Source organism: Verticiella alkaliphila, from assembly GCF_018904615.1.
Lineage (GTDB): Bacteria > Pseudomonadota > Gammaproteobacteria > Burkholderiales > Burkholderiaceae_B > Verticiella > Verticiella alkaliphila.
In genome coordinates, this window is the sequence record NZ_JADCNH010000002.1 from 38,669 (window position 1) to 51,414 (window position 12,746).

Here is a 12,746-nt window from a genome sequence, read left to right on the forward strand (position 1 = left end):
GCCCGGATTCCGGCGCTCGCGATCTCTCAAAGCCCGAGTGCGCGCTGCGCAGCCTCGCGCAGGGGCTACTCGCCCCGTCCGATGCCAAGGTGGCGGGGGCATCGCAGCGATGATGACGCCCTAGCTGCCCCGAAGGCCCAGCCCGGGTCCCGTCACCCAACTGCCGACGAGCTGCGGTCGAGACAGGATCGGCATGATCGTCACGATGACATTCTCGAAGCCGCCTGAGACGGTCTCCAATTGATCATCACTGAGCGGGCCTTGTTCGACCGCGTGATCACGAATCGCTTGCGCGAGTTGCTGCGCATCCACGGTCACACCATGCCGTGCCAGCGCCGTCGTGAGCGCCGAAGCACAGGCATCGGGTGTCTGGGCCTGGGCGAGTCTGCTCTGGAGCTCGGCGTCGGCGAGGAGGCGTTCAGTCAAGGACTGCACGGTGTGCGGTTCGGAAGTCATCGCATCGTACCTAGAGAGTGAGTGAGGGCCGGCATGCGCTGGCATTCGCACTGTAGGGGCTCGCGCGATGGGTTGCCATGGCTCAGGCGTGCTACGCAACACGCTGCGGCGTCCCGTGGGGGCCGCGCAGGTGGCATACGTAGCGCCGCAGCCTCTGCAGCGGCAGCGCGGCGTCATGGCCTGCCCGTTCAGAATCCCGGGTACTTGCGCCAGATCTGCTCGTTCAGCGCGTGGTTCTCGCTGTATTCACCGATGGTCCAATCCTTGAAGGCGTAGAGATCTTCCGCCACCTCGGTGATGACGTCCCGTAGCTCCAACGGCTCCAGCCAGCGAGCGGGAATCGCCGTCGCGCCATGCAGGGCGCCCAGCAGGTTGCCCGCGATGGCGCCGGTCGAATCGGAATCGCCGCCGTGGTTCACTGCGAGGGTGACGCCGTGCTCGAAGTCGCGGGCCACCAGAGCGCAGTAGATGGCGATCGCCAGCGCCTCCTCGGCGGTCCAGCCTTCGCCTAGCCGAGCGATGGCGTCCTCGTGGCGCAGGCCGGCTTCAGCATGTGCCTCCGCCATTTCGATTGTCGTCAGCGTGTCCTCATGGCGGGGCTCACCGCGCAGGATGTGCTTGGCCGCTGCCAGCGCCTCGGTCAGCGACGCGCCATCGGTCAACGCCAGGATCAGCACCGCCAGCACGCCGCCCGTCAGCATGCCGGTTGGGTGGCCATGGGTCAGCGCCGCCAGCTCGCTCCCTAGCCGAAAGACATCCTGCGGCGATTCGTACTGACGCAGGCGCCAGGCGAAGAGGCCCACCGGCGCCACCCGCATGACGCCACCGCAGCCCTTGCTGTCGTTGCTGGCCGTTTTCCCAAATGATGTCATGGCGCGCAGCGCCGACAGGCAGGTGTTGCCCGGTGCGCGGCGGCTGTGCAGCGCACGCTGCTGGTAGAGCCAGCCCGACTTCTCGGCGCTGAGTTCCACGTCGCATGCGGGCCGTTCCCCTTGCGTGCACAGCCAGCGCAAATACGCGTGTGCCGTCACGCCGGTATACGTTGTGATGCCCTTGAAGCAGCCCCGCACCCAGCCCCGGAGCAAGCCCTCGGCCGTGAACAAGGTCATCTGCGTGTCGTCGGTGATCGTCCCGGGACCGCCATACGCCGGTGAATACTGGGTGATGCCTTCCGGGCCGAAGCGACGCAGGATCTCCGCCCGTGACATGAACTCAACCGGGGCGCCGAGCGCATCGCCGACGGCACCGCCGAGGAGGCAGCCGAGGAACCGCGCGCGCACGGGGTGCTCGGGTTGCGGTGCCCTGTGCCAGGCGGGTGGGGGTGAGTCGATGGGCGGCTCGCTATCCGGTGGGAGGGCCATGCTCGAATTGCGCGTAAGGGGGTGCCGGGAATGTACCGCGAGCGGCTGTGTCGAGCTGACGCCAAACGTGAAGACGCGGATAAAAAAATGGCCAACCTTTGCGGGTTGGCCATTTCAGCTTTACTGATATCTCGCGAATTCTGGTGGAGCCGGGGGGAATTGAACCCCCGTCCGCGAGCCCTCCGCAGGCAGTTCTACATGTTTAGTCGGCTTGTTAAGTTTTAACCGTGAGATTGGCCAGCCGACTGACCGGCTCACGGCGATTCACGTGATTTAAGACGCCCCCGTGTGACCCCGGTGACGCCCGATCCTTTGTGAATGACGTTGCTGTGGGTTACCCCACCTGGCCCAAAGGCAAACCAGTGCAACGCGCTTTACCGGTTTTTAAGCGGCGATAGCGAAACGCTCATCGTTGGCGTTTATTGGTGTTCCAGTGGTTTAACGAGCGAACTGGTGCTCGACATGCCCTGCACTGTTTCGCGACCCCCGTCGAATCCGGATCGGCCCCAGTGACTGCTAGTGTACTCCAGATGGGGCAGGGGGGCGGGGTTTCAAGCCCCGTCGCGCCCTGCCGACATCAGAAGTTGACGTTGGCCGTGAGCCAGAAGGCGCGGCCTGCGGGGGCCGTGCCCTTCGTGGCCGAGGTCGTCTTGAAGTACCGGCTGCCCAGCACCGTCTCGCCCGCCTGGTTGGTCCACGCCTGGTACTCGTCGAAGTTCTTGTCGAGCACGTTGTAGACGTTGGCGCCCAGCGTCACGTTCCGGGACACGCGATAGGAGCCGCCCAGGTGCAGCAGGGTGTAGGCCTTGAGATCGCCCAGGGCGTTGTACTCCAAGCGGTTGTTGCCGGTCAGGTTGTCGGGGTTGCCGTCGAATCGGCGGCTCTTGCCGCGATGCTCTGCCGTCACCCACAGGTTCAGGCGATCGGTGGCGTCCCAGCGCAGCTGCGCGTTGGCGATGTGCTTGGCGGTGTCGCTGAGCTTGCCGTTCTTCACGCCGTTCTCGATGGCTTCGCTGTCCGTCCAGGTGTAGTTCAGGTTGAGCGACCAGCGATCGGCCAGCGCGATGCGGCTCGCGAGTTCCAGGCCCCAGGTCTTGCCTTCGTCCAGGTTGATGGAATAGGTGGCCTGCGGGTTGGCCGAGCAGCTGGAGATGTAGTTGACGGTGCAGTCACCGCCGCCCGTGATGCGGTTGGTGATGCGGTTGTGAAAGAGGGTGGCCGAGCCGGTCGTGCCGTTGAGGCTGTCGAAGAGCACGCCGAATTCAGTGCTGGTGCTGATCTCCGGCTTCAGGTTCGGATTGCCGATGCTGATCACGGAGCCTTGGCCAGAGACGCCGCTTGCACCGTCGATGAGCTGGTTCAGGCGCGGCGCGCGAAAGCCGCGGCTCACCCCGCCCTTGGCCGTCCAGTTGGGCGTGGCTTCCCACACCAGGTAGCCACGCGGGCTGAATTCGCCCCCGAAGGCATCATGGTGGTTGTAGCGCCCGCCCAGCGTCGCGGTGAGGCTGTCGGTCAGACGCCACTCGTCTTCGGCAAAGAGCGCCCACATGGTCTGCTTGTGGTTCTCGGGCAGCAAGCCGTCCGTGAACTTGGCGTCCCACCACTGCGCGCCGGTGGTGAGGATGTGGGATTCGCCCAGCGGGGTGACGAGCTTGGTGTCGAAGACGGTGTTGGTCGTCTCGAGCTTGCGGTCCGTGCCGATGGACGGATCGCGCGCGGGACGGGCGGCTGACGGGATCGTGCGGCCCAGTGTCTCCGTGGTGGAGCGCGTCAGGCTGGACTCGAGCAAGCCGATGCCGAGCCGGCTGCTGTGGCCCACGGCGACCTGGTCGCGATTGAAGCGCAGGTAGTCCCGATAGCCGTTCACGGCCACGGCAGTCACGCCCGTGGCGCAATTGCGGTAATCGACCGAGCCCAGGCGGCAGTCGTCGTTGTCGTACCAGGTGCGGCCTTGCTCGACGTCAAGCCAGACGTCGTGGTTGCGATTGGGCGTGAAGCTGAGCTTGGCGCCCAGCGTGTGCTGCCGGCTCTCGCCCGGGCGCGGATCGCGTGCATTGCCGGTGCTCCAGATGCGGTCCGAAGCGCTGCGGCGGTAGACGTCGCCGCGGATGGCGATACCCAGCAGGTCCTTCACGATGGGGCCATCCAGGTACACGTTGAAGCGGCGCTGGCCGCCTTCGGCACTGTGTTGCGGGATGCCGATCTGGGCCGAGGCGCTACCGCCCCATTCGGGCGATACCTTGCGCGTGATGATGTTGATCACGCCACCCATGGCGTCCGAGCCGTACAGCGTGGACATGGGGCCGCGGATGACTTCGATGCGTTCGATGGCCGAGACGGGCGGCATGAAGCTCGTGAGCGCGGCGCCGAAGCCGTTGGGCGTGATGTCGCCGGCCACGTTCTGCCGGCGCCCGTCGATCAGGATGAGCGTGTAGTCGCTCGGCATGCCGCGGATGCTGATGTCCAGCCCGCCCGTCTTGCCGGTGCCGCCTTGCACGTCGATGCCGGGCACGTCCTTCAAGGCTTCTGCCAGATCGCGAAACGGCTTGGCTTCCAGATCTTCGCGCGTGATCACACTGATGCTGGCGGGCGCTTGCGCGATCTCCTGCTCGAAGCCGCTGGCTGTGACCACGATATCGGACAGGCGCACGGGATTGTCGGCGGTCTGCGCCTGGGCTGCCACGGGCAGAGCCAGCAGGACGGAGAGTGTGAGGCGGGAGAGCGCGAAGTCAGGGCGGGGCAGGAGAGACGAACGCATGCGGCGGGCTTATCCGAGTTGACGGGGCCGACGAGCGCCGACCGCGATCAGGGGTTGATAGTCGAGACGAATTTAATAATGAGAGTCGTTATTATTCTACAAATCGACATCAAGTTGTATCTTTGTTTTGAATATCTGTCGCACGTTGCCGACAGATTGCAGAGGATCGGCCCCGTTTCGACGGAATCGCGACGGTGGCAGATCGACGCTGCCCCGCGCTGGGCACATCGTCGGCAACAGCCTTGCGATGACGACAAACGTCGATGCCCGAATGACAAACGCCCCGCAGAGCGGGGCGTTTCAGGACGTGCGTCTACGCCGAAGGATCAGCTGGCGCTGGCCAAGCGCTGGAGGGCGGGCCAGACGGCCAGCGGCGTGTCCGCCACCGCATCGGCCTGCCAGGTCGTCACGGGTTCGGCATCACCGCAATACCCCCACGCAGCCGCCACGGTGGGCATGCCGGCAGCCTTGCCGGCCTGGATGTCGCGCAGGTCGTCGCCGATATACACACAGCGCGCGGGATCCGTGCCCAGTTCGCGCGCCGCATGCAGCAGGGGCAGCGGGTGCGGCTTGGCATGCGGCGTGGTGTCGCCGCACACGACCACCGCGGCTTTGAGGCCCAAGCTCGCAATCAGCGGCTCGGCCAGCCAGGCCACTTTGTTCGTGACGATGCCCCAGCGCATGCCCGCATCCTCGATCTGGCCCAGCAACGCGTCGACCCCGGCAAAGAGCTCGGACTGCTGGTCCATGCCGGCGGCGTAGTCTTTCAGGAACTGATCGCGAACGTCCGGGTATTCCATGTCCTCGGGACGCAGATCCAGGGCCACGCGCAGCAGGCCGCGTGCGCCTTGCGAGGCCACGGGGCGAAGCTGCTCATAGGGCAGCGGAGGCAGCCCGCGCGCCGTGCGCTGCAGATTGGCGGCAGCGGCCAGATCCGGTGCGGTGTCGGCCAGCGTACCGTCGAAGTCGAAAAGAATGAGATCGGGCATGCGTCAGTTCGCCAGGGGACGGTAGGTGGCCATCAGGTAGTTCACGTCTGTGTTCGGCGTGAGGGAATACACGTCGGTGAGCGGGTTGTACGTGAAGCCTTGGAGATGGGTGACATTGAGCCCGGCGCCGCGCGCAGCCGACGCGAGTTCACTGGGCTTGAGGAACTGCTCGTAGTCGTGGGTGCCACGCGGCAGCAGCCGCAGCACGAACTCGGCGGCCACGATGGCCTGCAGGAACGACTTGAGATTGCGGTTCAGCGTGGAGAGAAACACATGGCCGCCGGGTTTGACCAGCGTGGAGCAGGCGCGCACTACCGAAGCCGGATCGGGCACGTGCTCGAGCATCTCCATGCACGTGACCACGTCGAACTGCCCAGGCTTCTCGGAGGCCAGCGTTTCAACAGCGATGCGTCGATACTCCACCTTCACGCCGGATTCCAGGCTGTGCAGTCGAGCCACGGACAGCGGCTTGTCCGCCAGATCAATGCCCGTGACGTTGGCGCCTTTGGCCGCCATGCTCTCGCTCAGAATCCCGCCGCCGCAACCGACATCCAGGATGCGCCGCCCGGCGAGCGGGCCTGCGATCTCCTCGATCCAGTTCAAACGCAGCGGATTGATCGCGTGCAGCGGCTTGAATTCGCTGGTCGGATCCCACCAGCGCGAGGCGAGGGCGCTGAACTTCGCGAGTTCGGCGGCGTTGACGTTGGACGGCGTGGCGGTCATGGCGGGCTCGACAAAAAAACGGCAAAAAAAAACCTGGCAAGACATCTGCCAGGTTCATTCTACCCACTCGGAAAACACGGCGCCCGGGAAGTGCCAGAGGCACGACCCGGGCAGACCTACGCGAGATTAGCGGCGGGTACCGACGACTTCCAGTTCCACGCGGCGGTTCTGAGCGCGGCCTTCGCGGGTGGCGTTGCTGGCCACCGGCTGGGACTCGCCCTTGCCTTCCGTGTAGATACGGTTCGGGTCGATGCCACGGTTCACCAGGTAGGTCTTCACGGCGTTGGCACGACGCTCGGACAGGCCTTGGTTGTACGTGTCGGAACCGATCGAGTCGGTGTGACCCACAGCGATGATGACTTCCAGCTCGAGCTGTTGAACTTGGCGAACCAGTTCGTCCAGCATCTGGCGGCCGTCCGGCTTGATGTCGGTCTTGTCGAAGTCGAAGAAGGTGTCAGCGTCGTAGACAACCTTTTCGCTCACGGGAGCGGCAACCGGGGGCGGCGCGACGGGCGCGGGCGCTTGGGCGATGATGGTGCCGTCGCAGCCGGGCAGGCCAGTGGCGGGCGTCCAGAACGCATTGCGCCAGCAGTGTTCGTTCGTGCCGTTCATCCAGGGCAGACCGGCGACGTTGACCCAGTTGTCTTGGCCTTTGCCGATGTTCTGGGCGATCACGGCCGGATCAGCCACCGCACGCACTTGCTGCGCGGAAGCGACGCCACCGATCGTCGTAGCGGCGAACGCGAGCGCCAGGGCGATTTTTGAGGGCTTGTTCATGTTTCTCCTCGTGAGCTTGAAGCAGAAATTGTGAGTTTCGCAGCGAACCCCCGCCGCAGAAGGTAAGTACTGGCGCCCTGTCTAGGACAGGACAATCGAAGGCCAGTATATCAATCAGGATATGTGTTTCAAAGGATTTTCAACAACCTCCCGAGTGGTGCGGCGGGTCTCCGCAACGTCCGTCTGAGCAATGGGACAAGGGGCTAAACCCGTGTCTTCATTGTGGAATGTGCGTACGCGACGGGGCAAGCAAACGGCAGGCCGACGCGCGCTTCGTGTTGGTTTTTTCCCACAGAGTGTCCGGGTTTGCCCGCGGTTGCTGCGAGCCCGGATGAAGCGCGATGCGGCCGCTGAGACCGCAAATGGCCGTCGTTCGCAACGCGATCCGACGAAATGTTTCGCAACACCGGGGTTTGTAGCTGGGGCATGTGACAGACTGACTATCTATATATAGAGAAGGCGATGGGCTCGGATGGCGTGGGCCTGGCTGGCAGCGGATGGCTGGTCACTTGGCCGGTGCTATCCGAGCTGGCGTTGCCCGACCATTCGCAGGGAGCGTGCCCGAGGCGTGTCATCTGGGCAGCAGCGGGGCGGTGCGAGGCTGTGCGGGTGATAAACTCGACGGCTTGGCCCTAGGCGCGCTCGGGCGCGCCTTTTCGCTTTTTGGCCTGACCCCGCTTTTACATGCCCCACGCTATGGATTCCTTCGCCAAGGAAACACTTCCAGTCTCGCTGGAAGAGGAAATGCGCCGCAGCTACCTCGATTACGCCATGAGCGTGATCGTGGGCCGCGCCCTGCCGGACGTGCGCGATGGCCTGAAGCCCGTGCACCGGCGGGTGCTGTACGCGATGCACGAACTGAACAACGACTGGAACCGCGCCTACAAGAAGTCCGCGCGTATCGTCGGCGACGTGATCGGTAAGTATCACCCGCACGGCGACCAGGCGGTCTATGACACGATCGTGCGGATGGCCCAGGATTTCTCCCTGCGCTACACGCTGGTCGATGGCCAGGGCAACTTCGGTTCGGTCGACGGGGACAGCCCGGCGGCCATGCGTTACACGGAAATCCGCCTCGCCAAGATCGCCCACGAGATGCTCGCGGACATCGATCAGGAAACGGTGGATTTCGGCCCCAACTATGACGGCTCCGAGAAGGAGCCGCTCCTGCTGCCGGCGCGCCTGCCCAACCTGCTCGTGAACGGCAGCTCGGGCATTGCCGTGGGCATGGCCACCAACATTCCGCCGCACAACCTCGCCGAAGTCGTCGAGGGCTGCCTCTTCGTGCTGCGCAACCCGGATTGCTCGATTGATGACGTGATCGAGCGCATCCCGGCGCCGGACTTCCCCACGGGTGCCACGATCTACGGCATGTCCGGCGTGCGTGAAGGCTATCGCACCGGCCGCGGCCGCGTGGTGATGCGCGCCAAGACGCACTTCGAGGACATGGACAAGGGCGGACGCCAGTCCATCGTCGTCGACGAGATCCCCTACCAGGTCAACAAGAAGACGCTGCAGGAGCGGATGGCCGAGCTGGTCAACGAGAAGAAGCTCGAGGGCATCTCGGACATTCGCGACGAGTCCGACAAGGACGGCATGCGTCTGGTGATCGAATTGAAGCGCGGTGAAGTGCCCGAAGTGGTGCTGAACAACCTGTACAAGCACACGCAGTTGCAGGATACGTTCGGCATGAACTTCGTGGCCCTGGTCGATGGCCAGCCGCGCTTGTTGAACCTGAAGCAGCTCGTCGAGTACTTCCTCTCGCACCGCCGCGAGGTGGTGACGCGGCGCACGGTGTATCAGCTGCGACGCGCTCGCGAGCGCGGCCACGTGCTGGAAGGCCTGGCCGTGGCGCTCGCCAACATCGATGACTTCATCGCGATCATCAAGGCGGCGCCCTCGCCCCCGGTGGCGCGTCAGGAGTTGATGACGCGCAGCTGGGATTCGTCGCTCGTGCGCGAGATGCTCGCGCGGGCGCAGGACGACACTCCGGGTGGCAGCGCGGCCTACCGGCCGGATGGCCTGGGCGAAGCCTTCGGCCTGCAAGCCGATGGCCAGTACCGCCTGAGCGATGTGCAGGCCCAGGAAATCCTGAACATGCGGCTGCAGCGCCTGACGGGCCTGGAGCAGGACAAGATCGTCGGCGAATACCGCGACGTCATGTCCAACATCGCAGACCTGCTGGACATCCTCGCCAAGCCCGAGCGCATCACGACGATCATCGGCGACGAACTCACCGCGATCAAGAACGAGTTCTCGGTCAACGCCAAGGACACGCGGCGTTCGACCATCGAGCACAACGCCTACGAGCTCGACACTGAAGACCTGATCACCCCCACCGACATGGTGGTGACGATCTCGCACACGGGCTACATCAAGAGCCAGCCGCTGTCCGAGTACCGCGCGCAGCGTCGTGGCGGGCGGGGTAAACAGGCCACGGCCACGAAGGAAGACGACTGGGTCGAGCGGCTGTTCATCGCGAACACGCACGATCACATCCTGTGCTTCTCCAACCGCGGCCGTGTCTACTGGCTGAAGGTCTGGGAAGTGCCGCAGGGGTCGCGCAATTCGCGCGGGCGCCCGATGGTCAACATGTTCCCCCTGGTCGATGGCGAGAAGGTCACCGCCGTCCTGCCGGTCAAGGGCTTCGTCGAAGACCAGTACGTGTTCATGTCCACCTCGCGCGGCACGGTCAAGAAGACGCCGCTGTCGGCGTTCTCCAATCCGCGCAAGGCCGGCATCATCGCCGTCGATCTGGACGAGGGCGACTTCCTGGTGGGCGTGGCGCTCACGCATGGCTCGCATGACGTCATGCTCTTCTCGGATTCCGGCAAGGCCGTGCGCTTCGATGAGAACGACGTGCGCCCGATGGGCCGCAATTCGCGTGGCGTGCGCGGCATGTCCCTGGAAGAAGGCCAGAGCGTCATCGCCATGCTCGTGGCCAGCGACGAGACGCAGGGCGTGCTCACGGCCACCGAGAACGGCTTTGGCAAGCGCACCCCGATCAGCGAGTACACGCGCCACGGCCGCGGCACCAAGGGCATGATCGCGATCCAGACCAGCGAGCGCAACGGCAAGGTCGTGGCCGCCGTGCTCGTCATGCCGTCCGACCAGATCATGCTGATCACCAATGGTGGCGTGCTGGTGCGCACCCGCGTGGCCGAGATTCGCGAAATGGGCCGCGCCACGCAAGGCGTGACCTTGATCAGCGTGGATGATGGCAGCCGTCTGTCCGGCGTGCAGCGTATCGCCGAAGGCGACGTGCTGGATGCCGAGGGCGAGGGCGACGAAGGCAACGAAGGCAACGAAGGCCCGGCGACGGGCGACACCGGCAGCGAAGCGAGCGGCGAGAGCGGCAATGACTAAACGTCCCTACAATTTTTCGGCGGGCCCGGCAGCGATGCCGGAAAGCGTCCTGCGTCAGGCCGCGGAAGAAATGCTGGATTGGCGCGGCAGCGGCATGTCCGTGATGGAGATGAGCCATCGCGGCAAGGAATTCGTGCAGATCTGCGACGAAGCCGAAGCCGACCTGCGCACGCTCCTGGGCGTGAGCGACGACTATGCCGTGCTCTTCATGCAGGGTGGCGCCACGGCCGAGAACGCCATCGTGCCGCTCAACCTGATTGGGCGTCGGCCCGAGCACAAGGCCGACTACGTGGTCTCGGGCTCGTGGTCGCGCAAGTCGCAAAAGGAAGCCGCGCGCTACGGCGATGCGCAGGTGATCGCGACGGCGGCAGAGGCCGCCGTGATCGAAGGCCGCGAGCAGGCCCCGTTCACGTACATGCCGGATCCCGCCACGTGGCAGGTGCGCCCGGATGCGAGCTACGTGCATCTGTGCAGCAACGAGACCATCGATGGTATCGAGTTCATCGACTGGCCGGACATGGCAGCGCTCGGGCAGGCGGACGTCCCGCTGGTCGTCGATGCGTCCTCGCACTTCCTGTCGCGTCCGATGAACGTCGCGCGCACCGGTCTCGTGTACGCCGGCGCCCAGAAGAACGCGGGCCCCGCAGGCGTCACCATCGTCATCGTGCGCCGTGACCTGATCGGCCATGCGTTGCCGGTGTGCCCCACGGCGTTCGACTACGCCAACGTTGCCAAGGAATCCTCGCGCTTCAACACGCCGCCCACGTATGCCATCTACATGGCCGGGCTGGTGTTCAAGTGGGTGATCGCCAACGGCGGCCTTACCGGCATGGAGGCCGCCAACCGTGCCAAGGCGGATCTGCTCTACGGCTACCTGGAGGCGAGCGGCTTCTACCGCACGCGCATCCATCCGTCCGTGCGCTCGCGCATGAACGTGCCCTTCGTGCTGAACGACGAATCGCACAACGATGCCTTCCTGAAGGGCGCGGCGGCAGCCGGTCTCCTGGCGCTCAAGGGGCACAAGAGCGTGGGCGGCATGCGTGCCTCGATCTACAACGCCATGCCGCTCGAAGGTGTGCAGGCGCTCATCGCCTACATGAAGGATTTCGAGACCCGCCATGGCTGATCCCGTGCAGGCGCAGCTCGGACCGCTGCGCGAGCGCATCGATGCGATCGATGCGCAAATCCTCGATCTGCTGAACCAGCGCGCCCAGGTGGCGCAGCAGGTGGGCGAGGTCAAGCATGCGCTGGGTGGCGCGGACGTGGCCGTGTTGCGGCCCGAACGCGAAGCCCAGGTCATCCGCAGCCTGCAGGCGCGCAACACGGGGCCGTTCCCGGCCGAGGCCGTGCGGGCCGTGTGGACGGAAGTCATGTCTGCCTGCCGCGGCCTGGAGCGTGGCCTGACGGTGGCGTACCTGGGACCGCAGGGCACCTATTCTGAACAGGTGGCCCTGGCGCACTTCGGCCACGCCGTGACGGCACTGCCCTGTGTCACCATCGATGAGGTCTTTCGCGCGGTGGAATCCAATCGCGCCGACGTGGGCATGGTGCCGGTGGAGAACTCCACCGAAGGCGCCGTGAACCGTACCCTCGATCTGCTGCTGTCCTCGCCGGTGCGCATCCTCGGCGAGAATTCGCTCGTGGTGCGGCACTGCCTCATGACGCGCAGCGGCACGCTCGAGGGCGTCACGCGCGTGATGGCGCATCCGCAGGCGCTGGCGCAGTGCCAGGGCTGGCTGACCCAGCACGCCGCGGGCATTCCGCGCGAGGCTGTGAGCAGCAATGCCGAAGCCGCGCGCATCGCCGCCGAAGACCCCACCGTGGCTGCGATCGCGAGCGAATCGGCCGCGAGCCTGTGGCAGATCCAGGTGGTGGCCGCGAGCATCCAGGACGATCCGCACAACCGCACGCGGTTTCTCGCGATCGGTCATCAGGACACGCTGCCTTCGGGCCGGGACAAGACGAGCATCATTCTCGCCGTGCCCAATACGGCCGGCGCCGTCTACCAGATGCTCACGCCGCTCGCCCAGAACGGTGTGTCCATGACGCGCTTCGAATCGCGGCCGGCCCGCACCGGACAGTGGGAGTATTACTTCTACGTCGACGTGCAGGGTCACCGCAGCGATGCCAACGTCGCCAAGGCGTTCGACACGCTGCAGGCGCAGACGGCGTTCTTCAAGCTGCTGGGCTCCTACCCCGCGCAGCCGTGAGCGGTCGGGAAGGCCAGCCCCGGGGCCGCGCGAAGCATCCGGCTGCAGGGGCGCAGCAGCCGTCCGGCGGCCAGCAGTCCACGCAGGGCGATGCCGCGCCCGTGGG

General features: G+C 65.4%; 9 protein-coding genes and 1 other RNA gene. 3 read left to right on the plus strand and 7 right to left on the minus strand.

Annotation, left to right across the window (positions count from 1 at the left end):
* Positions 1-120: 120 nt before the first annotated feature.
* The 7 genes from IMZ29_RS01790 to ompA all read right to left on the minus strand — a co-directional run bounded on the left by IMZ29_RS01790 (position 121) and on the right by ompA (position 7,064).
* Entirely contained in the window at positions 121-456 is a 336-nt protein-coding gene (locus IMZ29_RS01790) for a hypothetical protein (RefSeq protein WP_216179724.1), read from the minus strand.
* Between the two features lie 188 nt (positions 457-644).
* Complete coding sequence (locus tag IMZ29_RS01795) at positions 645-1,736, minus strand: ADP-ribosylglycohydrolase family protein (RefSeq protein WP_371820065.1); 1,092 nt, start codon at positions 1,734-1,736, stop codon at positions 645-647.
* Between the two features lie 222 nt (positions 1,737-1,958).
* Positions 1,959-2,325: a transfer-messenger RNA gene (gene ssrA, locus IMZ29_RS01800) on the minus strand.
* 69 nt (positions 2,326-2,394) lie between these two features.
* Entirely contained in the window at positions 2,395-4,575 is a 2,181-nt protein-coding gene (locus IMZ29_RS01805; RefSeq protein ID WP_216179729.1) for a TonB-dependent receptor domain-containing protein, read from the minus strand.
* A 326-nt stretch (positions 4,576-4,901) separates the two neighbouring features.
* The gene (locus tag IMZ29_RS01810) at positions 4,902-5,564 is read right to left on the minus strand and encodes an HAD-IA family hydrolase (protein WP_216179731.1); all 663 of its coding nucleotides are present in this window, start codon (positions 5,562-5,564) and stop codon (positions 4,902-4,904) included.
* Positions 5,565-5,567: 3 nt separating this feature from the next.
* Positions 5,568-6,287 carry a bifunctional 2-polyprenyl-6-hydroxyphenol methylase/3-demethylubiquinol 3-O-methyltransferase UbiG gene (gene ubiG / locus IMZ29_RS01815; protein ID WP_216179733.1) on the minus strand — a complete coding sequence of 240 codons (720 nt, stop codon included), beginning with the start codon at positions 6,285-6,287 and terminating at the stop codon, positions 5,568-5,570.
* A 126-nt stretch (positions 6,288-6,413) separates the two neighbouring features.
* Positions 6,414-7,064: an outer membrane protein OmpA gene (gene ompA / locus IMZ29_RS01820; protein WP_216179735.1), complete on the minus strand. Its 651-nt coding sequence runs from the start codon at positions 7,062-7,064 to the stop codon at positions 6,414-6,416.
* Positions 7,065-7,760: 696 nt separating this feature from the next.
* Here ompA and gyrA point away from each other — a divergent pair.
* From gyrA to pheA, 3 genes are read left to right on the plus strand one after another with little or no spacing between them, the layout of a single operon-like run.
* Positions 7,761-10,430 (plus strand): DNA gyrase subunit A, encoded by a 2,670-nt coding sequence (gyrA, locus tag IMZ29_RS01825; protein WP_216180189.1) that lies wholly within the window; start codon positions 7,761-7,763, stop codon positions 10,428-10,430.
* Positions 10,423-11,556 (plus strand): 3-phosphoserine/phosphohydroxythreonine transaminase, encoded by a 1,134-nt coding sequence (serC, locus tag IMZ29_RS01830; protein WP_216179737.1) that lies wholly within the window; start codon positions 10,423-10,425, stop codon positions 11,554-11,556. Before gyrA ends, serC begins: the two co-directional genes overlap by 8 nt.
* Positions 11,549-12,640 (plus strand): prephenate dehydratase, encoded by a 1,092-nt coding sequence (gene pheA, locus IMZ29_RS01835; protein WP_216179739.1) that lies wholly within the window; start codon positions 11,549-11,551, stop codon positions 12,638-12,640. Before serC ends, pheA begins: the two co-directional genes overlap by 8 nt.
* Positions 12,641-12,746: the final 106 nt, after the last annotated feature.